15 protein-coding genes are annotated in these 23531 nt (G+C 40.5%); 7 read left to right on the top strand and 8 right to left on the bottom strand.

Features of this window, described 5'->3' with window-relative positions; translation table 11 throughout:
* The first annotated feature begins 2 nt into the window (after nucleotides 1–2).
* The gene (locus BW976_RS15695; RefSeq protein WP_076374250.1) at nucleotides 3–800 is read left to right on the top strand and encodes a DUF4249 domain-containing protein; all 798 of its coding nucleotides are present in this window, start codon (nucleotides 3–5) and stop codon (nucleotides 798–800) included.
* Nucleotides 801–882: 82 nt separating this feature from the next.
* Here the strand turns inward: BW976_RS15695 and BW976_RS29420 are convergent, their stop codons facing one another.
* Nucleotides 883–2319 carry an N-acetylneuraminate synthase family protein gene (locus BW976_RS29420; protein ID WP_084192207.1) on the bottom strand — a complete coding sequence of 479 codons (1437 nt, stop codon included), beginning with the start codon at nucleotides 2317–2319 and terminating at the stop codon, nucleotides 883–885.
* Between the two features lie 412 nt (nucleotides 2320–2731).
* On the opposite strand from BW976_RS29420, the gene BW976_RS15680 reads away from it, so the two are divergent.
* The gene (locus BW976_RS15680) at nucleotides 2732–3145 is read left to right on the top strand and encodes an RNA-binding S4 domain-containing protein (RefSeq protein ID WP_076374249.1); all 414 of its coding nucleotides are present in this window, start codon (nucleotides 2732–2734) and stop codon (nucleotides 3143–3145) included.
* 67 nt (nucleotides 3146–3212) lie between these two features.
* Here BW976_RS15680 and BW976_RS15675 read toward each other — a convergent pair whose 3' ends face one another.
* Nucleotides 3213–3692: a nucleoside deaminase gene (locus tag BW976_RS15675; RefSeq protein ID WP_076374248.1), complete on the bottom strand. Its 480-nt coding sequence runs from the start codon at nucleotides 3690–3692 to the stop codon at nucleotides 3213–3215.
* A 122-nt stretch (nucleotides 3693–3814) separates the two neighbouring features.
* The gene (locus tag BW976_RS15670) at nucleotides 3815–4414 is read right to left on the bottom strand and encodes an OmpH/Skp family outer membrane protein (RefSeq protein WP_076374247.1); all 600 of its coding nucleotides are present in this window, start codon (nucleotides 4412–4414) and stop codon (nucleotides 3815–3817) included.
* Nucleotides 4415–4725: 311 nt separating this feature from the next.
* On the opposite strand from BW976_RS15670, the gene gyrB reads away from it, so the two are divergent.
* Nucleotides 4726–6684: a DNA topoisomerase (ATP-hydrolyzing) subunit B gene (gene gyrB, locus BW976_RS15665; protein ID WP_076374246.1), complete on the top strand. Its 1959-nt coding sequence runs from the start codon at nucleotides 4726–4728 to the stop codon at nucleotides 6682–6684.
* Nucleotides 6685–6776: 92 nt separating this feature from the next.
* Here gyrB and BW976_RS15660 read toward each other — a convergent pair whose 3' ends face one another.
* From BW976_RS15660 to BW976_RS15645, 4 genes are all read right to left on the bottom strand, one after another.
* Nucleotides 6777–7523: a basic secretory protein-like protein gene (locus tag BW976_RS15660; protein ID WP_084192206.1), complete on the bottom strand. Its 747-nt coding sequence runs from the start codon at nucleotides 7521–7523 to the stop codon at nucleotides 6777–6779.
* A gap of 394 nt (nucleotides 7524–7917) precedes the next feature.
* Entirely contained in the window at nucleotides 7918–8370 is a 453-nt protein-coding gene (locus tag BW976_RS15655; RefSeq protein WP_076374245.1) for an aspartyl protease family protein, read from the bottom strand.
* A 117-nt stretch (nucleotides 8371–8487) separates the two neighbouring features.
* Nucleotides 8488–10749: a translocation and assembly module lipoprotein TamL gene (gene tamL, locus BW976_RS15650; RefSeq protein ID WP_076374282.1), complete on the bottom strand. Its 2262-nt coding sequence runs from the start codon at nucleotides 10747–10749 to the stop codon at nucleotides 8488–8490.
* A gap of 4 nt (nucleotides 10750–10753) precedes the next feature.
* Complete coding sequence (locus BW976_RS15645) at nucleotides 10754–15949, bottom strand: translocation/assembly module TamB domain-containing protein (RefSeq protein WP_076374244.1); 5196 nt, start codon at nucleotides 15947–15949, stop codon at nucleotides 10754–10756.
* 232 nt (nucleotides 15950–16181) lie between these two features.
* On the opposite strand from BW976_RS15645, the gene dnaE reads away from it, so the two are divergent.
* The 4 genes from dnaE (at nucleotide 16182) to BW976_RS15625 (ending at nucleotide 22098) form a co-directional block, all read left to right on the top strand.
* Nucleotides 16182–19766, top strand: a complete 3585-nt coding sequence (dnaE, locus tag BW976_RS15640; protein ID WP_076374243.1) for a DNA polymerase III subunit alpha — start codon at nucleotides 16182–16184, stop codon at nucleotides 19764–19766.
* Between the two features lie 289 nt (nucleotides 19767–20055).
* Nucleotides 20056–20352 (top strand): hypothetical protein, encoded by a 297-nt coding sequence (locus tag BW976_RS15635; protein ID WP_076374242.1) that lies wholly within the window; start codon nucleotides 20056–20058, stop codon nucleotides 20350–20352.
* Nucleotides 20353–20747: 395 nt separating this feature from the next.
* A complete protein-coding gene (gene trxA, locus BW976_RS15630; protein ID WP_076374241.1) occupies nucleotides 20748–21068 on the top strand; it encodes a thioredoxin in 321 nt (106 codons plus the stop codon).
* A gap of 109 nt (nucleotides 21069–21177) precedes the next feature.
* A complete protein-coding gene (locus BW976_RS15625) occupies nucleotides 21178–22098 on the top strand; it encodes a DUF58 domain-containing protein (RefSeq protein WP_076374240.1) in 921 nt (306 codons plus the stop codon).
* 97 nt (nucleotides 22099–22195) lie between these two features.
* On the opposite strand, the gene BW976_RS15620 is transcribed toward BW976_RS15625, so the two are convergent.
* Nucleotides 22196–23521, bottom strand: coding sequence for a sensor histidine kinase (locus BW976_RS15620; protein ID WP_076374239.1), 1326 nt, complete (start codon nucleotides 23519–23521; stop codon nucleotides 22196–22198).
* Between the last annotated feature and the right edge of the window lie 10 nt (nucleotides 23522–23531).

The following is a 23531-nucleotide window of genomic DNA, read 5'->3' as shown; positions in this document are numbered from 1 at the left end:
CTATGAAAACTCCCCTAATTTATTTCATGTTACTGCCCTTTATCCTGTCTATCATCTCCTGCAATAAGGTGATTGATATCAGCTTGGATAATGCAACAGACAGATTGGTTATTGAAGGAAATATTACCGACGAGCTGGGCCCGCAGACCATTAAGCTTAATACTAATGTAGCTGTTTCAAATACAAACACCTACCCGCCTGTTACCGGAGCAATGGTTACTGTTAATGATCAGGCTGGTAATGTTTATAAATTTACTGAAGGGCCTGCCGGTACTTACATAACTCCCAAAATGATTGGAGTTACAGGAAACACTTATACAATGAATGTAGTTACCAATGGGAAAACCTATAAAGCCAGCTCGGTGATGCCCGGGTTGGTGGCTTTAAAGTATATTAGCTCGTCAAAAAGTAGTTTTAACGGTATTGATGGTACAAGGAAAATAACGATTAATTACCATGATCCAAAAGGGGTAGCAAATCAGTATAATTTTCTGATGTATGTTAACGGTGTACAGGTGAAGCGGGTGTTTGTTAATAATGACGATTTTACGGATGGAAATAGTGTGAATTTTGATTTGATAGAAAACGATATTGGTATAAATCCGGGAGATAAAGTAACTGTAGAGATGCAGTGTATTGATAAAGCAATGTATACTTATTGGTTTGCCCTCATGCAGCAAAATTATACTGGCCCTGGTGGAGGCGTTACACCCTCTGATCCTCCTAACAATATTACTCCGTTAGTGCTTGGGTATTTTAGCGCTCACACTACTCAAACTAAAACTATTACGGTGAAGTAATAAAAAGGTCTTTACAAGGATAATCCCGTATACTTCTACTTTTTGTGCAGAAAGTAAAAGTATACGGGATTACTACTATGAGTTAGGCCGTCGGCTTCTCTTTATATTCAGCGCTAATGTTTACCCGTAAACGTTTCATAGGGGCAAGCTCAGATTCGTAAACCTTTTTCTGTCCGTCGCCCAGGGCAGTTTCCACATCACGGATATCACGTACCAGACGTTGCAAGCCTTGTGGTTCTACAGAAGCAGCATGGTCAGATCCCCACATGGCGCGGTCAAGTGTAAAGTGACGCTCTACAAAGGTAGCACCCAGGGTAACAGCAGCTACAGTAGTGGCCAGCCCGGTTTCGTGGCCCGAATAACCAATCGGGACACCAGGATACTTAGCTTCCAGTGTTTGTATCATTTTTAGGTTAAGTTCCTGCAGCGGGCATGGATAGGCCGAGGTAGAATGCGCGATGAACAACGGATAATTTTCATCAAACGCCATGATATAGTTCATGGTAGCCTCGATCTCTTTGATTGTCGACATTCCAGTTGACAGCATTAGCGGTTTACCGGTTTCCAAAATACGTTGTATCAGGGTAAAATCAGTTAATGATGCCGATGCCAGTTTGTAAAGTACAGTATCAAACTGTTCCATAAAATCAACCGACGGCGCGTCCCAGGCAGACACAAACCAGTCGATACCCAGTTTTTTACAATACTGGTCTATGGTAGCATATTCTGCAATACCAAATTCTGTTTTGCGTTTGTAATCAATGTAGGTTATACGGCCCCAGGGGGTATCGCGCATCAATTCCCACTGATCTTTGGGCACACAGATCTCAGGTGTACGTTTCTGAAATTTAACGGCATCAGCTTTCGCAGCCACCGCTTCATCAATCAGTTTTTTTGCTGTTTCCAGTGAGCCATTGTGGTTAATGCCAATTTCGGCAATGATATAGCTGGGCTGACCTTTACCTATCACGCGGCCATTATTTAAGGTAATAGTACCATTAAGGCTGCTGGCCGAAAACGCGTTACTTTTTGAATCGATGATCAGTTCGGCAAATTCACGAAAGCATCCTTCACCACCGTTCAATGTACAGAGGATATCCACCTGGTTTTTGATTTGGGGCAGAGCATCTGCAGGGCATGCTGTTAAGCCTGCCAGTCTCATTACTTCCAGGTCATTATAATCGTCACCTATATAGGCCACTTGTTCTGGCTGTAGGTTCAAACGGTTACAGATATCCTTAAAAACAACTACTTTGTCTTTTATGCCTAAATGCAGCTCCGTTATTTGTAATTTTTCGGCCCTTTTGGCTATGGATGGTGATAATTCGCCGGTAATGATGCTGGTTTGTACACCTGCATATTTGCGTAAACGTTCAACGCCCATGCCGTCGCGCATGTTAAATTTTTTCAGGTCTTCGCCATTGCTGCCATAATAAACTCCGGCATCAGTTAATACGCCATCACAATCGCTTATCAATAATTTGATGCCTGCAGCTTTTTGTTTTAATATTTCATTCATGGGGTTTGTGAATTAAATTGTCGACCGGTATGAGCCGGTTGCAAAATCCATTTTTAGGTTGTGACCCTCAGGGGCCTTTTTATTAACTAATATAACTAATATTTTACTTTACAAACCGGGTAAACCGGATTTCTCATGATGGATTAAATGTAAGGCCGTAGCTTTTATATAATGCGAAATTTAAGTTATTAAATTATTAAGTAATTGTCTTTAAATTAACGCTATAATTACAAAGCTATGACCTGATCAAGTTTTTGATTTTCTGTAGGGTTCCATCAAAACTCTTGCAAATAAACAGGGTTTAGCCATTACGCATGTTTTTACTTCATTTCTTTTGAAGTAAGCGGAGGGAATGTGTTGAACCTGCACAATTTGCTTAGTATTTCTTAATTTTGGAGTTCGACTTTTACCCATGCCCGAAAAAGAAAAATTAAGGATAGATAAATACCTGTGGGCCATCAGGCTTTTTAAAACACGTACCCTGGCATCAGATGCCTGCAAGGCGGGGCGTGTAAAACTGGATGGTAAAAACATCAAACCATCATACGAAGTGAAAATGGGCGACACCTACCAGGTAGCTAAAGGAATTGAGCGAAAAGTGGTACGTGTAACCGGTTTACTTGAGAACCGGGTAGACGCCAAAACCGCGGTGATTTTTTATGATGACATAACTCCTGTGGAACAAACGCAGGCCTTCAAATCCATGTTTCATGCTCCCGTATTAAAACGTGATAGGGGTACAGGGCGCCCGACTAAACGTGACCGCCGCGAAATTGATGATCTGAAAGACGATTATTTTGACAAAAAGGAAGAGGATAGTGAATAGGAATTGTTGTCATCCTGATCGCTTAATAAATCCTTCGCTACGCTCAGGATGACAAGTCTGTTTGTTTCTAATAATCTGTTTTATTTTCTGCTGCTTCCCAAAGTTTAAAGGCCGTCATGGCCTCGTCGCGAAGTAATTGAACAAAAGGTAATTTGCGTTCGGCCATCGGGCTTTCCAGTTCATTATAAATAAAATGATCATCAAAGCCAATAGCAGCGGCATCAGCCTTGGTATTGGCATAATAAACTTTATCAATACGTGCCCAGTAAATAGCCCCCAGGCACATCGGGCAGGGTTCGCAACTGGTGTATATTTCACAGCCCGACAAATCATAAGTTCCCAGCTCCTGGCAGGCCAGGCGTATTACCGAAACTTCGGCGTGAGCGGTAGGGTCATTGGTGGGTACTACACGGTTGGCGCTGCGGGCCAGAATCATTCCATCTTTTACTATCACGGCACCAAAAGGGCCGCCGGTGCCTTGTTTTACGTTATATTCCGATAGTTCAATAGCTATCTTCATAAACTTTTCGTGAACCGTATTTTGCATATACTTCTAAATTAAAAAAACCTCAGCCGAAGTTGAGGTTTTTAAAGTTAATATTTTATGATTTTTTTGGAAGCCGATGTCATCTGCATATTTGCACATCTGAAAAGACATCATCCGAAAACTTATTTTTTATCTTTGGCGTAAGCTTCGTTCAGGCGTTTTACCACATCGGCAGTAACGTCTAATGAATGGTCGCCATATAATACGGTAGGGTTTGCTTTTGAATAAGTTAATACCAGCTTGTATCCTTTTTCTTTAGCATAACCTTTTGTAAAATCGGCTATTTTATCATACAGTTTAGCATTTTCAGTAGCCTGCGCATTCTGAAACTCGGCATTGGCATTTTGCTGATAGCCTTGTAATTCCTGTTGTTTACGTTGTAAACGCTGCTCGGTAGATTGGCGCTGATCGGCAGGAAGAGTGGCTGCATTTTTTTGATACTCTGCAACCTCACGCTGAAAAGCCTGGCCTTTAGCCTGCAAGTCGCCCTGTGAAGCTTTGCCTTTATCTTCCAAACGTTTTGACATATCTTTAAAGTAGTCGTATTTGTTGAGTAAGCTATCAGAGTTTACGTACACAATTGTTTCTTTAACCTCGCTCGAAGCTGTTGTAGCAGCAGCAGCAGGTTTGTCGGCAGTTTTATTTTGATTGCAGGCGGCTATGCTTCCGGCAATTAATATCCCTAATGTGAACTTTGTTAATGTTGAAGCCGTAGTTTTCATTTAAATTAATTGATTTTTTCGTGTTTTATTAGCTGGCGATCGTTAAGTTTTACGCCTTTATTTATTCTTTATCAAACTCCTTTGTGCAATTATAACGTTTTGTGCAGCTGCACACGAAGGTTTATCTTTTTTAAGTAAAAATTTTGACAAAGATAATCTTTCATTACAAGTATCCTAATCTGTTATTATCTGAACCGGAATTTTAAGGATTTTTGATTTTTTAGAGTATTCAACATAGCGTTTTTTATCAACAACTAATCGTTAATCTCGTGTTAATTTCGTACTTTTGAAGGTTGTTGTACTAAATAAATATGAGCGAAGAAAATCAGGACAAATCCAATTATTCAGCAGATAATATACAGGTATTAGAAGGTTTAGAGGCGGTTCGTAAGCGTCCGTCCATGTACATTGGTGATACAGGCGTTAAAGGTTTGCACCATTTAGTATATGAGGTAGTTGATAACTCCATTGACGAAGCCCTGGCCGGTCACTGCGACACCATTAAGGTTTTTATATTAAAAAATAACGGTATAAGAGTTGAAGATAATGGCCGTGGTATCCCAACCGGGATAACTACCAAAGAAAAGCGGTCGGCATTGGAAATCGTAATGACGGTATTACATGCCGGCGGTAAATTTGATAAAGATACTTACAAGGTATCTGGCGGTTTGCACGGTGTGGGCGTAAGTTGCGTTAATGCGCTTTCAACCCATTTACAGGCACTGGTTTACCGGGAGGATAAAATATGGACCCAGGAGTACGAAAAAGGTAAACCTCAATACGATGTTAAAACCATTGGCGATACCGAAAAACGAGGTACTACCATCATTTTTCAGCCCGATCCGGAAATATTTACACTTACTACCGAGTATAAGTATGATACACTTGCAGGTCGTTTACGCGAGCTTGCATTTTTAAATAAAGGTATCCGCCTTACTTTAACCGACGAACGGATTCCTAACGAAGATGGAACTTTTCCGGGTGAAGAGTTTTATTCAGAAGGTGGTTTACGCGAGTTTGTTAAGTTTTTGGATGGTACACGTTCAACCATCATCCCTGAACCTATTTACCTTGATGGTATAAAAAATGGCATCCCGGTTGAACTGGCCTTTCAGTATAATGATACTTACTCTGAGAATGTATTCTCCTACGTAAATAACATTAACACTATTGAAGGTGGTACACACGTGGCTGGTTTCCGCAGGGGGCTTACCCGTACGCTGAAAGCTTATGCCGATAAATCGGGCTTGTTAAAAAACATGAAGATAGAGATTACCGGTGATGACTTCCGTGAGGGGTTAACCGCCGTAATTTCGGTAAAAGTACAGGAGCCTCAGTTTGAAGGCCAAACCAAAACTAAATTAGGTAATAATGAGGTGATGGGTGCTGTAGATATGGCAGTAGGAGAAATTTTAGGCAACTACCTGGAAGAAAATCCCAAAGAGGCAAGACTCATCGTTAATAAAGTAATTTTGGCTGCTACTGCCCGTGCTGCTGCCCGTAAGGCCCGTGAACTGGTACAGCGCAAGAGCGTGATGACCGGATCTGGTTTGCCAGGTAAACTATCTGATTGTGCCAATAACGATCCTTCACTTTGCGAAATATACCTGGTGGAAGGTGACTCGGCGGGTGGTACCGCCAAACAGGGCCGCGACCGCGAATACCAGGCTATTTTACCATTACGTGGTAAAATTCTGAACGTGGAAAAAGCCATGGAGCACAAGATATACGAGAACGAGGAGATCAAGAACATGTTTACCGGTTTGGGTGTAAGCCGCGGTACACCGGATGATGATAAGGCTTTAAATATAACCAAGCTGCGCTACCATAAGATCATTATCATGACGGATGCCGACGTGGATGGCTCGCACATTACTACGCTGATCCTTACTTTCTTCTTCCGTTATATGAAGGAGTTGGTTGAGGCGGGTTATGTTTACATTGCATCGCCACCACTATATCAGGTTAAAAAAGGCAAAGAAGCAGAGTATTGCTGGAATGATGTGCAGCGCGACGCCGCTGTACAACGCCTGAAAGGCGGCGGTAAAGAGGATAGCGTACATATACAGCGTTATAAAGGTTTGGGTGAGATGAATGATATCCAGCTTTGGGATACTACCATGAACCCGGCAACCCGTACGCTCAAACGTGCTACCATCGAAAACGCCGCCGAGTGCGATCATACCTTCAGCATGCTGATGGGTGATGAGGTAGCACCACGCCGTGAGTTTATTGAGCGCAACGCCAAATACGCTAAAATTGATACATAGCATATCCACTCTTCGGAGTTTATAAAATTAAAAAGCGGTTGTTTCATCAGGAGACAACCGCTTTTTAATTTGATAATTTCTACGAGGGATAGCTATAAAGCAGGATTTGAAGAATATTGAGCCCAAAGCTGATCTACAGTTTTACCCGTAAGCTGTACCCAGGTATTGCTGGTATAACCACCATTATGACAAATAGTATTTAAATTATTTAGAATAGAACTGTTTACGTGAAGCTCAAGCCACGCGAAAAAACGAGCAGTAACTCTGTAACTATCTGTGTAGTTTTGTGATGATGACCAAGCCGGGAGCGACCAGCCTGCATTGGCATTATTTACTCCATATTTATAACGGCTATAGTCTGCCAGGCCTTCAGTAAGCCATCCGGGTACACCTCCGGGATAGGCCTGTACAATGTGCATCACCTCATGAGTAACTACATCATAATCGGCAGGATTGCTTTTGAACCAGGCGGGGCTAAAGGTAGTGATATCGTTAGAAGTCGCCGCTACTCCGTTATAAGCAGGATCAACCACAAACGTAACATTTTTGGTTGCCGAAATATTAAAGCGGTTTACCATAAGAGGATAAACAGTAAAAAAGGTATTTACAAAGTTTTGGCGTTCCTGATCGTCAAAGTTGGCGTCTTTATTGGTGAATGTTAGTTTATACCCATTGCTGGTATAAATTACAGTGCCAACAGGTGTAACGGCAGCGGTGATCTTGTTGGATGTTTTAATTGCTGCATTATCCGGTACAGCATTCTCTGATTTTTTACAGGAAAAGATCATGGAGGTTAGTACAAAACTCCATAAAACGGGTGTTTTAGATAGGTTTTTCATGTTTTACAATTTGGTTAGATAGGTTATTAAATATGTATTAATTGGCTCTTGTTATCTGAAATAAGCATGAATGTATTTAACTATATTAGTAAAACGTTTTACTAATATAGCTAAATATTTATAATTAATATAATTTAATAAATATTGTGTAATAATATGAGTATTGTATTTTATTGATAATGATTGTATTTATATGTCTTATAGAGTTGTGTATATAAATAAATTAGGTGAGTTATTTTAAAATATTATTATCCATAATAGATTTAACGACAGTAATTCTATGGATTTTTTATCTACAGATTACTTGTATACGCCTGTAAGATTCAACCAGCAGTAAAATATAATAGAGATAGACTTGCGGGAATGATTACAAGATAAACAGGTTGTGATGAAATCACTTTAGAGTAAGCAAACGGCTAAAGCGGGTCTTTTTTAGTTTCAATACCTGCTTGCCATAATCAATTATCGCTTTATACTTCATCAGGATATCGCCGCCTAAAACACCTAGTACCTGCGGATGCCCCATTTGACTATAGGCGATATTTATAGTTGAAAGGTCGAGAACTGCTACCTCAAAATCAGCAATGGGCATATCGCCTATCAGCATCCCGCTGATCACGGCGGTGAAAGATTCCATGGTATTGGTACCTAACCCGGTTGATAGCCTGTCGCTGGCTAATACCGCCATAGATTCGTTCGCTTCGAAAAGTGCTGTGCGATCAAAAGCAGTTTTAGAGGCTCCCGTATCCAGCACTACTATAAAAGCTTTTCCAAACAAGATGACCTCTAACAATGGGTGAAAGCCGTCGTCATGCAGGTCAATGATCTGTAGGGGGATAGATGTCATTTTTTAATTAGTGAGTTAGCGAATTATTGAATTAGTGATTCCAAAGTTCAATTGTAAAACGAACAAAAATCAACATTTCATTCAATAATTCACTAACTCAATAATTCATTAAGTCAATTAAAAAGGGTAGCCAATGGCCAGGTTAAATACACTGTAGCGGAAGTTCATATCCCATTCTTTTTTTCCTGGTCGTATGTAGGGGTATCTAAGCGGTACACCCAAATCGGTACGCAATACCAATACAGACAGGTCAAAACGCAAACCAAAGCCCGCGTCGACGGCTATATCATTTAAAAAGTTTTTGGTGAAAACAGCACCCGGTTGTAAGCCATTGGAATTTTTTAACCATATATTACCAGCATCGACAAATAGAGCCCCATATACTATACTGAATAATTTAGGTCGATACTCAAGGTTAGCTTCTATTTTGATATCACCTGACTGATCAGGGAAAAAGTTACCAGCCGCCACCTTAACAACATAAGAACCCGGACCTATGGTCCGCGCCTGAAAACCACGCAGACTGTTAGGCCCACCTATAAAAAACTGTTGGCTGTATGGCAGCTGGGTTGAGTTACCATAAGGCAAGCCGACGCCTACCAATAGCCTGCTGGCAAATGTACTGTTGGGCCCGGTTTTATGAAAAAACCTGATCTCGTTCTCTATTTTTATGTATTGGTTAAAATTGGCACCGAAAATTTGTTTCACCTTACCTTTCACGGTATCAGCTCCCGAAATGATACCATATAAATTGTTCGATAGACTTACTTTGCCATTATAGTAAAAAGTGTTGGTACGATAATCGTCGGTGGTGTTGGTATAGGTGTATCCATAGCTTGGGCCAAAAATAAATTGCTTATCAATAACATGTCTTAAAGCCGGGTTGGTGTTTTTAGGATTTTGAATACTATCAAGATACAACTGTGATATATGTTGCGGGTTAACAAAATTGAAATTGAAAATGTTTAACTCATGAGAGCGATGAACAGACTCTTTCCATTGATAACCAAAAGAGGCATTAAAGGAATTTAGCCTGTATAGTTTCTGGCGATCAACCAGCGTATAACCCAGGGTAAAATTAGTATGCGGAATAAAGGCATTATCGGCTTTGGGATATATAGGACTAATAAAACGTGGCCATGACAGCGTTGTTTGAATACCTGCCTGGTAAACATTAAAACCGTTGTTGTTCCCCCCAAGCTGTACATCGGTACTACCAAAGAGGGTTACTTTTAAAGCCTCGCCACCTTTAAAAGCATTACGGTTAAGCCAGTTAATATTAACCTGTGTGCCGGTATAATTGGCCGATGTGGTACGGCCCAATATTTCCAATTGTAATGATTTCTTTTTATAAGGTGTTAAAAAGTAGTACACATCCAGTTTGGATGAATCCGTTACATCCTCAAACCTGTTTTTTACAAACTTGTACGGCCCCAGATTTACAAAACGGTTTAAAGAATTATTATGATCATTACGGTTATATACTTCCCCAGGGCGCAGTAAAACAGTATTGGCAAAAATATAGCTGTTCACCGTTTTTCTTTTCTCAACAATATTATACCAACGATATTTTTGTGCTTTATCCAGATTTAAGGAAGTATCGCGCAGGGAATAACTTGGGTATACATAAATATTATTAATGGTATAAATTTCTTGCGCCCTCTCTGAAATATCGCGTTTAATTGCTACGAATATATCAGCCTGGTGACCCGCTATAGTACTGTCAACCCGCATGATGAGGTTTTCGGGAGCGAAGTAATAAAAACCTTCTTCTTTTAATTTGGCATCAATGCGGATACGTTCATTTTTAATCACGTCCAGATTATAGTTATTTCCTGGTTTTAAGAGTGTTTGTGCTGAAGCTCCGGCTACGGCTGTATCAATATTTTCTTTACCGGGAGGGAAGACCACCTTTCGTATTTTGTAGGCAGGGCCGGGTTGAGCGGTATATACTACTTTGGCTGTTTTTTTTGTGGTTACTGTATCGCCGTTAACCTGCGCCTGAAAATAGCTTTCGTTCTGTAGTCTGTTTTGCAATATGCTGCTGTTTTTTTCTATATCAACAGCACTTATCAAAACAGGGGGCTCGCCAAATTTGGTATGGAGCCAATGAGCCAGGCCTTTGGTTTTTTTTGTGCGGGTTTTATTGTATATCCAAAGTTTAACCCTTAAGCCTAATATCGCACCATTAGGTTTGGGGCGCAACAGGGGTTGCAATTCCTCGCTTAAGGCTTTGGCATCATTCTTTTTGATATCCTTATCCTGAATTTTTACCTCTCCACCGGTATACAATTTCTGGCCGGAAGCCAGGTATTTGGTATTACTACAAGCATTCAGTAAAACAGTTAGTATGAGTATATATCTAAAGTGTTTGATCATAAGCTTAATTTGAGGTAGTTGTTTGTTTTTTCTTTTCCTGCTCTTTTTGTTCCTCAGTTTTTGCTGCGTCATTAGCTTTATTAGTGGCGTCGTCCTGTGCTTTTTTCTTGTCTTTTTCCTGCTGCAGGTATTTGCGACGCATTTCGCGCTCCTGTGGTGTACGCTTGCGGAATATTTCTCTGAAGCGATTGTAATCAACCGTAAGCGTGAAGCCTAAACCGGTTTCAATAATCTGGCCCTGGATCACAATAAACTCATCGCGACGGTAAGCACGCAGGGCATAGCGACCATCTTTGCTTAGCTTGTAATTTACAGATACGTCACCTGCAATATTGGTTGCTTTTTGGCCTTGCTGATTACCTTCCAGGTTAAAGTTATTACCTACGCTTACAGTAAGCCTATCGTTCAGGAACCGTTTGGATAGCCCCACATTCAAGTCTGTCCGGTTGGTGGCCGTCCCAGACGAATAGTCCTCGCCCGAGGTTAAACCGAAGTTAAGATCAACTCCTTCAATAAGGTTACCTGCCAGTTTATTGAGTTGATCACTTAGCAGGCTGCTTACGCTGTTTCGCACCAAACCTTCAGCCGAAAAACCTGCTCCCTGGCTTTGTAGTGGATTATCACCTATAAAGTGCCCCAGTACCAGTACGCCCAGTACCTGCTTATTCATTTCATTAGGATCCTGACGTATTTGTGCTAAACGTGTATTAATGTTAGTAGTTACTTCGCTGGCAACATTATATGAACTATCAGGCAGTACAATATCAAAGCTGATGTCTGGAGTAAGTAGCTGATTTTTAAGGCTCAGATTTACATTGAAAGGCAATTTTTGCTTGTACTGAACAGAGTTTTCACTCCCGGTAAGCTGACTTTCAACCAAATCAATGGGAGGGACGTTAGCCACGTAGATGGCTGTCAGGTTAATATTAGCGCTGGTTGGATCGCCTGTCCAAACAATGGTACTGCCTTTTTTAAAGTTGAACTTCCGTTTTACCGTAGCGTATGATAATTCATAAGAACCCGAATTTACCTCGTAAGTTCCGGTCAGATTGATCTTACCGCTTGGATCAATGGCGGCATTTAAGCTGGCTTCACCTTTCAGGTGTACTACATCGCCATTGCTTTCGTCTATTACTATGGTAAAAGCGGCATTTTTATTTACGTTGATAGTTGCCGATACATCCAGCCCTTTCACATTTGATTTTTTCAGCGAATCCAACTGCTTGGCCAATAGGATAGAATCTAATTTAGGTGCGTTCTGATCAATAAACTCTACTACGCCTTTCCGGTCTTCCACACTTGGATCGGTAGTAGGTAGCACTATTGTCATATCCGTTTTTTCGTTTACTGTCAGGTTGGCATCTACAATAGGTTTATCCATATTACCCGTAACTTTAACACGTGTGTCAACGAACAACTTGCCATAGTACAATTTGTTATCGGCTTGGGTAGAGTTCATAGCCCTGAAGTTGCGGGCATTGATATCTAAGCCAAAAGCAAAATCGGTATAAGTTTTGGTGAAAATACTGCCGCTGATAACCGCTTTGTTATCGGTAGAATCAACCAGCGTAAAATCATTAAAACGGATGCCCTCATCATTAAAGGTGATACTTTCCTGCGGCATACGGAAGTACGAATTGAGCATAGACACATTAAAGCCAACTTTGTTAAAATGAATATCACCACGCACGGCTGGCGCACTGGTAGTACCGGCTATTTTAAGCTGCCCGGTTATATTGCCAGATGAATTGCGCAGGCTGCCAAAGCTAAAGCCCTCGATGCTTTTCATGCTGAGATTGACGATATTCAGGTTCATATCAAACCTGCTTTCCGGGCTGGTATAGTAGGTGCCGGTCAAATCAACCTGGTTACCCTTTCCGGTAATGCTCACGCTGGCCGCATAGGCATTTTCTGTTTGGTTATTTACCTTAACCGCTATATTACCAACCGTATCTCCTTTGAAATTAAAATCTTTAACATCAATGGCCGCGGTAAATAATGGCGATTTTTGAAGGTTGCTGATCTCAGCCTTACCATCAATTACTCCGCCAATCAGCAAGGAATCCTGTTTGGCTATTTTGGTTAATGCCTCGATACGGAAATTGTTAAAGTTAACAGTAACGGGAGCATTAAATTCCTGTGGGTTACTGTTTATACTAAGTACCTGGTTGGTATTAGTGATGGTAAAATTGTGGGCTAATATTCCTTTCGGGCCGTACTGCAGATAGTTATCGGTACTAACGGCCCAGGGCATATAATCAAGTAATAAGCCATCCTGTGCAAAGCTGAACTGGTATTCATTTGGTAAAACACTAAACACCCCGGCAAGCTTATAACGGTCTTTTTTGGCGGCGTCGCGTACTTCCAGGCTTACGTTAAGCTTATTGTCTTGTGCTTTGCCCGATATGCTGGTATATAACAGATCTAAGGACGAGCCTACCTTTATTTCATCAGCCGCCAAATTGTAATTTAGTGCATTGTTATTGGTGTTGATATTCAATTTGGCATTGTTAACAGTATTAGTGCCGTAAACTACTTTAGGGATGGAACCTTTAACCACCAATTGGCCCGACTCACTGTTAAAACTACCATTCAGCAATACCGGATCAAGCTGTTTCAGATCGGGGACAAATTGGGTGAGCAGTGGTGTTTTTACCAGATGTGCATCAAACACAAATTGCTGTGGAGAATATTTTGGTTTAATGGCAGGTGGCGGTGTCTTCGATTTTTGACTTTTAACTTTTAACTTTTGACTTTTCTCCGCCACTTGCTGCCCACCGGCTATAGCGGTATTGAAATATTTATTGATTACATCCTGCAGGGCGTCGGCTATTTGGGTTAGCTTGTATTTGCCGGCCATATGAGCAGTCATAACGGGGGTTTTTAAACGCAGGGTGCTGCTATCGGCATTAGCTGTCGATTTAAGGCTTACCGTATCCAGTTGTATACGCTGACCTTTGTTAACTACCAGCAGGTCGGTTGCCAGTATGTCGGCGTTCAGGTAATCAGGGTCGGCAGTTGGTACGTTGGCTACTATTTTGCCGTGGAAACGCATGTCGTCTTTTACAAAATTCAGTTTTTGCAGGTTAATGCTATCAACCACTAAAGTTCCGTTAACCGATGGGTATTTCCTGTTTAAATAAGCTTTGGCATCCAGACTAAAATTAATGTTAGGATCCTTCATACGGGCAACTACAGTATAGTTACCATTCTCCGAACTGCCTTTCAGTACCAGGTTTTGATAGGTATAACCCTTTACATAAGCTTTGGTGAGGTTGCCGTTAAACTGTATGCTGGCCTTTTTCGGATCGAGACTTACACCTTTTAGGTTAGCATCCATGGTTATTTTACCAACCATTTGCGGCTGTTTGGTTAGCGCTCCTACATTCAGATCATTAGCTTTGATGTTGGCCGTATAAATTTCCTTGCCTTTATGCTCGCCATTTTTCATAGCAGCAACCAAATCAACCGCGCCATAGCTGGAACGCAGGGCCATTTTGGTATCGAAGTTGGTCATGCCGCCTTTAAATGTACCTTTCAGGTTCATTTTTTCGGGGATGCTTACATTGGGGGGAATACTGCCTGCTGGCGCCAGTTTGGCAATGTCTGTGCTGCTGGTGGTAAAATCAGCTATGTTAACATCAAAATAAGCCTTATTCACATCGGGCAGACCTTTCATTTTGGCTGATGCCTTAATGTGGGTACTGCCTAATCCGCTTACTTCCAGGCTGGGGATATCCAAATTATTAACCTGACCTTTTACTTTACCGTTTATTTTGAAAACCGTGCCTGGCGAACTTTTGAAAGGTTCCACAGTAGCCATAGTTGGCATCAGCAGCAACACATCTTTTAAACCCAAACGACTTCCATCTAAATCAGCATTGATACCCAGGGCCCCAATATTTTTGGTGATAGCATCAATGGAGGGATAACGCACCTGTACCGATTTTTGAAGAACGGTTTGCGGAGTTTCCAACAGCAGATCGTTCATATAGGCATTGGTCGGCCCATAAAAAAAAGAGGTGTGAAACTTATTGATCTTTAGCCCGCTTTTTTCACTAAAAGAAAAGGAATTGATCTTGCCCGAAATGGTATCAGGTTTATAAGAGATATTCTCGGCCCCAGCGTTGAGGTTTCGGATATCCATGTGCCCAAAATCAAGCCCTTTTGGTATGGCCTTCTGTGCCTCGTTATCAAACTTGATATTGTCATTGCTGAAGTTTACTTTGCCCAAAGTAACCGCCCATTTTGATGTTTGTGGCGACGATACCAGGGTGTCCAATTTTTTAACTGCTTTTACAATGGCTTTCTGTACAGTTTTGGGTTTAGCCAGGCTCAATGCTGCTTTGGTATTATTTAGCTCAATGCTTTTAATGCCTACCTTTTGCTTTTTAAGGTCGATCTTATCCATATCAACTAAAAGCTTGTTCAGGTCCACATTCGCGGTCATTTCGCTGCTTTGGTAATCCACTTTTATCTTTGATATATCAATAACACCCAAATTCAGATCCATATTAAGAGGTGTAGTCGCTGTATCAACCGGAGGAGGGCCGGTTGGCGTTTGGATGATACGAGCGTTAACATCAGATAGTGTGATCTTAGGTATGGTAAACTTCATTTTGTCCATATCAAAGTCTTTGATACGGGTATCAAAATGACCGAGCAGGAATTTAACATCGTTACCGGTGATCTTATCTTTGTACTTGATATTGATGCGGTCAAAAATGATCTTATCCAGCGAAAACTTCATGGTTGAGGTAGTATCTTGGGGTTTCACCTCCTTTTTTTGCTCACCTACAAAAGCTTTGATGATGTAGTCGAAATTGAAAACGCTGTCGGCTCCACGGCTTACATTAGCAGTGATACCCTGCAGGTTGATCTCATTGATCTCTACCTTATTGTGAAACAACTTAAACAGGCTGATATCTACCTTTAGTTTTTCGCCGGCAATCAGGGTATCCTTTTTCTGATCTTCAAAATAAACATGCTCTAACACCAGTAGTTTAGGCAATCCCAGGCTGATATGGCCTATTTGTACTTTGGTATGGATCTTCCCCTGCAGAAAATTCACTGCCTTATCCTTGGCAAAATTCTGCACAGCCGGAACCTGTATCAGAACAACTACAAGTAGCACCAGGAAAAGGATACTTGCAATTATCCAGAGTATGGTTTTTAGGGCTATTCGTCCAATTTTTTTCAACTGTATAAATTTTTCAAGGGCGATGATCGTTCAATATTAAACACTCAATAGCACACTATAGATGGCTATTTGATTAATCCGGTTTAAGTTACAGCTTCATCGGCATAATAACCAAATACCTCAACCCATAGATAAAAAATTATTCGGGCTTAGTTTTTCAACACATGATGCGGCAAAGTTGTTTTATTGATAACTTTGTATTTCTACAGGATTTTGCTGAAAAGGATTCACTATGCCAGATTTTTCTCATTTACACGTACATACACAATTTTCATTACTTGATGGTGCTGCCGATATATCAAAACTATATAAAAAGGCCGCTGCCGACGGTATGAAAGCGTTAGCTATAACCGATCATGGTAACATGTTTGGGGTGTTTAAGTTTGTTGCCGAAGCTGGCAAACACAACGTAAAACCTATAGTTGGCTGTGAGTTTTATGTGGTGGAGGACAGGCATAAAAAGCAATTTACCAAGGAGAAAAAAGACGTACGTCGCCATCAATTGATGCTGGCCAAAAATCCCGAAGGTTACAAAAACCTGGTAAAGCTATGCTCATTAGGTTACATGGAAGGATTATACAGCAAATGGCCGCGTATTGATAAAGAGCTGATATTAAAATACCATAAGGGGCTTATTGCTACAACCTGCTGTATTGGTGCATCGGTACCTCAGGCTATATTACGCGAAACACCCGAAAAGGCCGAAGAGGAATTTAGATGGTGGCTTGACCTGTTTGGTGAAGATTTTTACATCGAACTGCAACGCCACGAAATTCCGGAGCAAACCACTATTAACAATGTGCTGCTTACTTATGCTAAAAAATATAACGTAAAGGTGATATGTTCCAATGATTCGCACTATGTGGATCAGCAGGACTCCAACGCCCACGATATTTTGCTGTGTGTAAATACCGGCGACATGCAAAGCACCCCCATAGCTACCGATGAAGAAGGTGGCCGGGGTTACCGTTTTGGTTTTCCGAATGATCAGTTTTATTTCAAAACACAGGCAGAAATGGGCAAGCTGTTTTCTGATGTCCCCGAATCATTGGATAATACCAACGAAATAGTTGATAAGGTAGAGGTGTTGAAGCTAAAGCGCGATATTTTGCTTCCTAATTTTGTTATTCCGGAAGAGTTCAAAATTCACAATACGCCGGATGCTGATACCCTTAATCAGTGGGAATATTTAAAACACTTAACATTTACAGGCGCTAAAGAACGCTATATAGATATTTCGCCAGAAACCGAGGAACGTATCAATTTTGAGCTGTTCACGATACGTACCATGGGTTTTGCCGGTTACTTTTTAATTGTAGCCGATTTTATCAGGCATGGCCGCGATATCGGTGTATTTATAGGCCCGGGTCGTGGTTCGGCCGCGGGATCGGTGGTGGCTTATTGTACGGGTATCACCAATATCGATCCCATGAAGTATAACCTCCTGTTTGAGAGGTTCCTGAACCCCGATCGTAAGTCGATGCCCGATATTGATACTGACTTTGACGATGCCGGTCGCCAAAAGGTGATCGACTACGTGGTAGAAAAATATGGTAAAAATCAGGTAGCACAGATCATTACCTATGGTTCTATGGCTGCCCGTACCAGTATACAGGACGTAGGCCGGGTGCTGGATATGCCACTGGCCGAGATGAACGCGATCAAGAAGCTGGTACCTGATACATTAGGTATAACCCTTAAAGAGGCCATTGAACAAGTACCGGAATTAAAGGAGATTGTAAAAGGTAATGACTTGCGCGGACAGGTACTGCGTGAGGCTGAAAAGCTGGAAGGTTCCGTTCGTAATACAGGTGTACACGCTGCGGGGATTATTATAGCTCCTTATGATTTAACGGATATTGTTCCGGTAGCTACGGCCAAAGACTCTGACCTATTGGTTACGCAGTATGACGGTCGTGTAATTGAAGATGCCGGCGTTATCAAGATGGACTTTCTGGGTCTAAAAACGCTTACCATTATCAAAGACGCGCTACGGATGATCAAACAGAATCATGGTGTGCACATTGATATTGATTACATAGTGCTGGATGATCAAAAAACTTATGAGCTTTATCAGCGTGGCGATACCAACGGAACATTCCAGTTTGAAAGTGATGGTATGCAAATGTACCTGCGCGATCTGAAACCTGATAAGTTTGAGGATCTAATTGCCATGAATGCCCTATACCGCCCGGGCCCGATAGAGTACATACCCAACTTTATTAAACGTAAACACGGGCATGAACCTATTGTATTTGACCTTCCGGATATGGAGGAATACCTGGGTGAAACTTATGGTATCACCGTATACCAGGAACAGGTGATGCTTTTGTCGCAGAAACTGGCAGGCTTTAGTAAAGGCGATGCCGACGTTTTGCGGAAGGCCATGGGTAAAAAGCAAATTGAGGTGTTAAATAAAATGGAGGCCCAGTTTATGGATGGGGCCGTAGCTAAAGGACACCCCAAAGATAAGCTGACCAAAATATGGACCGACTGGAAGGCTTTTGCGCAATACGCCTTCAATAAGTCGCACTCCACTTGTTATGCTTTTGTGGCCTATCAAACCGCTTTTCTGAAAGCTCATTACCCATCTGAATATATGGCCGCGGTTTTAAACAACCAGAATAACATGGAAAAGATCACCTTTTTCATGGAAGAGTGCCGTAGGATGGATCTGATGGTTTTAGGTCCGGATATCAATGAGTCCGACATGTCATTCGCTGTAAATAAAAAGGGGCATATCCGCTTTGGGTTAACCGGAGTTAAAGGTGTTGGCGATAAAGCGGTTGAAAGTATTATCGAAGAACGTATAGCTAATGGTCCGTATGAAACTTTATATGATTTTGCCCGTAGGTCAAATACCCGCAGCGTAAATCGTAAATCATATGAGAACCTGGTTTACGGCGGAGCTTTTGACGAGTTTGGTGTAAAAAGGGCGCAGTTTTTTGCCAAGACCGATCTGGGTGTTTTGACAGGTGTAGAACGCCTGATCAAATATGCTAATGATTATCAGAATGTACAAAGCAGTTCACAATCGTCGTTATTTGGTGGTTCGGTAGCATCTTATGTGCCTGAGCCCGCGATGCCTGACGTGGAAGAATGGCCGCTGATAGAGAAACTGAAATACGAAAAAACGGTAATCGGTATCTACTTAACCGGGCACCCGCTTGATAATTACAAAGTTGAGCTGGACCGGTTCTGTAACAGCACCATCAGCGACTTGAAACTGATGCAAAAAGCCCGTTCGGGTGAGGGGGGCGAAGATATCATGGGCGCGTTTAATGATCTCCGCAAGCGGGGTGAGATACGCATTGGCGGGCTGGTTGGTAATGTGCAGCATAAGATGACGAAGACGGGAAAGCCATTCGGCACTTTTGTGTTAGAAGATTACAATGAATCATACGAGTTTGCCATGTTTGGTGAGGATTACGTAAAATTCCGTAACCTGATGATGGATGGTTATTTTCTGCACATCAAAGGAAACATCGAAGAAAAATTCAGACAAAAAGATAACTGGGACTTGCGTATACAGGTGATGAGCCTGCTATCGGAAATGCGCGATAAAATGACCAAATCATTAACCGTATGCCTGGATGTACATAGCTTAAACAGCAAACTGTTGGATGATATTCAGCATGCCATCATCGTAAACAACGAAAAGTATCCCGTACAAAACTGTAAGCTACGCTTTTTGATCAAAGACAGGGAAGAGGCATTGCAGGTGGAGCTGGCTTCTAAATTGTTCAAAGTAAACCCCAGTGATGATCTGATGGCTGATATCTTTAATTTAACCAATATACAGCCGGTGTTGAACTAAATCTCCTTAAAACCAACTTGTCATTTTGAACGAAGTGAAGGATCTGTTTATTAACTATAATGCTGGCTAATAGATTCTTCACTGCGTTCAGAATGACAAACTATTGGTGATTTTTAACTTTTTATGGTTTCTTCTTTTAACCAGTATGTCCCATAACTGATTATAGCTATAACATGGGGCCTGCTGAACATTAATAAGATCAGCATGATATGGTTATTGTGGTTGAGGTTTATGCTGGTTGTAATATCGTATATAACTTATAATTGCAATAAATGGTGTAATTATAACAATGTTAAATATTCCCAAAGATATAAAAGCGGTGCAGCCGGTTGCGCACTTTATACCTGGTGATAACCCGTATAAGGATATCCAAAATGCGGCTGCCGATAACAACAGATCAAGTAAAAGACTGAGTAAAGTAATTGCCCAAAGTGGTAGATTAATTTGGTCGTTTATCCTGCGTGATGAGAACTTCCATTGCAATATGGGGGATGTAAGTATCAGAATTAAGGGAATGATAAAAACTAACATCGTAATTGGTTACATTCAATTAATACCAATAGTTATAAAAAGTAACCCTGCTTAATAAGCCATGTTTCCTCTGGAATTATTTGATTTTTATAATTTCTGACTAAATAATTCAAACAGTCAATTATTAAATAAAATGTTGATAACTTGCCTTAGTTAATGATCTGTAATACTTAGCATTTACCATCATATTTGGGTTTACACTAATTAGCCTGAAATTTTATTAATTGATTTATTTTCAGTAAGATGAGTCAATGTTAACCATGAAATGTGTAAACCATGTAAACCCACTTTTTGGGCTTTTGCTGAGCTTATTTTGAAAACTTTGCTAAAGGATGGTTGTGGTAGATGTTTACAATTATATTAATATAATTGTCACATTGTCAGGTCGTAGTTGTGGCAAGCTATTTGAATAGTATATATTTGTAATACAAAAATTAAAAAATAGAAATCATGGCTTTAGAAATAACTGATGCGAACTTTGACGAACTTGTGCTGAAATCAGACAAACCTGTACTTATTGACTTTTGGGCAGAATGGTGTGGTCCTTGTAGAATGGTAGGTCCGGTTGTTGAAGATATTGCAAAAGAATACGCAGGCAAAGCCGTTGTTGGTAAAGTTGATGTTGATAACAATCCAGGTATATCAATGAAATACGGAATCCGTAATATCCCTGCTTTATTATTCTTTAAAAACGGCGAAATTGTGGATAAACAAATTGGTGCTGTTCCAAAATCAGTTTTAACTGATAAATTGGCTAAGCAACTAGCATAATTGTAAAAGGCAAAAATTAAGTTTATTGATAGCTTAATTCACCATATTTATTACCTTAAAAAAGCGTTACCTATTTGGTGACGCTTTTTTTATACCCTATATTAGCCCTATGTCCCGGTTAAATGATGATCAGCAAATAAGGCAACTGGCTAATCTGGAACTACTGGCCCGCCAGGTAGTAGAAGGGTTTATAACCGGCTTGCATCAAAGCCCTTTCCACGGTTTTTCTGTAGAATTCGCCGAACATCGCTTGTACAATAATGGCGAATCGGTAAAAAATATTGACTGTAAGTTACTGGCCCGCACCGAGAAATTGTTTGTAAAACAGTTTGAAGAAGAAACTAACCTGCGCTGTTATTTACTCCTGGATACCTCATCGTCCATGAATTTCCCCGAAAAGGGGTTGAGTAAACTACAGTTTTCTGTTTATGCTGTGGCCTCATTAATGTATTTGTTTAAAAAACAGCGTGATGCCTTTGGCCTATGCCTGTTTTCGGATAAGATTGATTGGTTAAGTACGGCGAAATCAACCAGTACACATTTGTTTCACTTGTATGCCGAGCTGGAAAAAATGTATAATAGTCCGCGGGTAAATACAGTCACTCATATAACCGATGTGCTGCATCATATTGCCCAGGAGATACATCAACGTTCTATGGTGATTATTTTTAGCGATATGCTGGAGAATAACCTCGATACTGAAAAACAACAATCGCTATTTGCTGCCATACAACACCTAAAATTCAATAAACACGAAGTGGTTGTATTTAATGTTCACGACAAGCAAAAAGAACTCGAATTTAATTTTGATAACCGCCCCCATCATTTTGTAGACATGGAAACTGGTGCCGAGATAAAAGTACATCCCGGTAAAATACGCGATGCTTACAGAAACTCTTTAGCGGCATACCGGCATGAGCTGGAACTCAAATGCGCGCAATATCATATTGATTTGATTGATGCCGATATACAGGAAGGCTATCAAAATATACTAAAAACTTATCTGGTAAAGCGGAATAAGATGATATAAAAAAAGGCTATCCTTAAATAAAAATAGCCCTCTTAATAGGGGTAACACTTACTAAAACTGCCCAAAGTAATAAACTTTCAATGAAGATTTAGTGAAGTTAAGCCAAGTGGTCAAATATCAGTTTTACAGAAGTTCCCTGGTTTTTTACCGAGCTTATTTTAACCTTAATGTTATGAAAAGCGGTTATACTTTTTACTATGGCCAGACCCAAACCATAACTTTCTTTTTCGTCGGTATCAAATTTTTCAAAGCGGTTAAAGGCATTCTCAATTTGCTTTTGCTCCATTCCTGCACCAGTGTCGGCAATGGTAATAGCGTAAATATCATCGTTAAGATCATCACTAATGGTAATACTGCCTTTGGGGTTGTTGTACTTGATGGAGTTGTTGATAATGTTGAATAGTAAGGTATGCATAAGCGGACGATTACCTTGTATAGAATAAATGTATTTGAGGTGATTGGTAAATGTTAGGTGTTTTTCCTCTATACGATCTTCCAATTCTTCATGTATTTCTTTAACCACCCCGGCTATCATCACCATATCGCCTTTGTCAAATTGGTTGTTTTCTACCTTTGATATGAGCAATAAGCTGTTGATGATAGATTTTAACCGGTTGAGTGTTTTTAGCGAAGCGTGCATCTTATTTTCACTGCCTTCACTTAATTCCTCATGCAGTAATATATTTTCAAGTCTTGAACTGATGATGGATATTGGTGTAAGTAATTCATGCGATACATTGGCTATGAATTGCTTTTCGAGTATAAAAAGGTTGGATATCTTTTTCATCAACGAACTTATACTGTCATCAAGCAGTTCAAAATCCTGTGTGGTAGTTTTAATTTTTTCGTAATCAAAATTCATAGGATCATTCACCTTAATCAGCTTGCGGTCAATGATCTTATAAAAAGGAGCAAGCAAAAATTTGGTAAAGATCAGGTCACTGATGAGTGTCAATACCAGGGCAATAAATAATACGAGTAAGGTGAATTTTTTGATAATTGATTTTAGTTCTTCAACCGATTCAATCGCTTCTCCTATTTGAAGCAGGTAAGTATGCTCGTTGAAATTAAACTTATGAGACAGGATACGATAAATCTGAAAGTTCTTTTTGTCGAGGTTGCGGGGTTCGGTAGTGAATTTTACTTCTTTGGATACATTTGGGTCATACTTGATAGGTGTTATGCTGATGAATTCCTCTTTTAAGATATTATAGTCGGTATAAACCTGCTGACTGCTCAAAAAGCGGTTAATCTCGTTTGATTCAAGGCTTTTTAAGGTCTCTTCCTTGTCATCTTCTAAACGGACCTCAATATGGTTATAAGAAATTTTTTCAATAGACAACAGGATAAGCAGGCCGGTAAATAAAATGATGGCCACTTTGGTCAGTGTATTATACAGTGCCAGCTTTACCTGAAGTTTCATTTGTGGGTAT

Source organism: Mucilaginibacter lappiensis (assembly GCF_900155965.1).
Taxonomy (GTDB): Bacteria; Bacteroidota; Bacteroidia; order Sphingobacteriales; family Sphingobacteriaceae; genus Mucilaginibacter; species Mucilaginibacter lappiensis.
This window is presented reverse-complemented; position numbering and strand designations above follow the sequence as displayed.

Coding starts and splice junctions, on each gene's coding strand:
- BW976_RS15695 (WP_076374250.1), top strand. CDS start 3: ATGAAAACTCCCCTAATTTATTTCATGTTACTGCCCTTTATCCTGTCT.
- BW976_RS29420 (WP_084192207.1), bottom strand. CDS start 2,319: ATGAATGAAATATTAAAACAAAAAGCTGCAGGCATCAAATTATTGATA.
- BW976_RS15680 (WP_076374249.1), top strand. CDS start 2,732: ATGCCCGAAAAAGAAAAATTAAGGATAGATAAATACCTGTGGGCCATC.
- BW976_RS15675 (WP_076374248.1), bottom strand. CDS start 3,692: ATGCAAAATACGGTTCACGAAAAGTTTATGAAGATAGCTATTGAACTA.
- BW976_RS15670 (WP_076374247.1), bottom strand. CDS start 4,414: ATGAAAACTACGGCTTCAACATTAACAAAGTTCACATTAGGGATATTA.
- gyrB (WP_076374246.1), top strand. CDS start 4,726: ATGAGCGAAGAAAATCAGGACAAATCCAATTATTCAGCAGATAATATA.
- BW976_RS15660 (WP_084192206.1), bottom strand. CDS start 7,523: ATGAAAAACCTATCTAAAACACCCGTTTTATGGAGTTTTGTACTAACC.
- BW976_RS15655 (WP_076374245.1), bottom strand. CDS start 8,370: ATGACATCTATCCCCCTACAGATCATTGACCTGCATGACGACGGCTTT.
- tamL (WP_076374282.1), bottom strand. CDS start 10,749: ATGATCAAACACTTTAGATATATACTCATACTAACTGTTTTACTGAAT.
- dnaE (WP_076374243.1), top strand. CDS start 16,182: ATGCCAGATTTTTCTCATTTACACGTACATACACAATTTTCATTACTT.
- BW976_RS15635 (WP_076374242.1), top strand. CDS start 20,056: ATGTTAAATATTCCCAAAGATATAAAAGCGGTGCAGCCGGTTGCGCAC.
- trxA (WP_076374241.1), top strand. CDS start 20,748: ATGGCTTTAGAAATAACTGATGCGAACTTTGACGAACTTGTGCTGAAA.
- BW976_RS15625 (WP_076374240.1), top strand. CDS start 21,178: ATGTCCCGGTTAAATGATGATCAGCAAATAAGGCAACTGGCTAATCTG.
- BW976_RS15620 (WP_076374239.1), bottom strand. CDS start 23,521: ATGAAACTTCAGGTAAAGCTGGCACTGTATAATACACTGACCAAAGTG.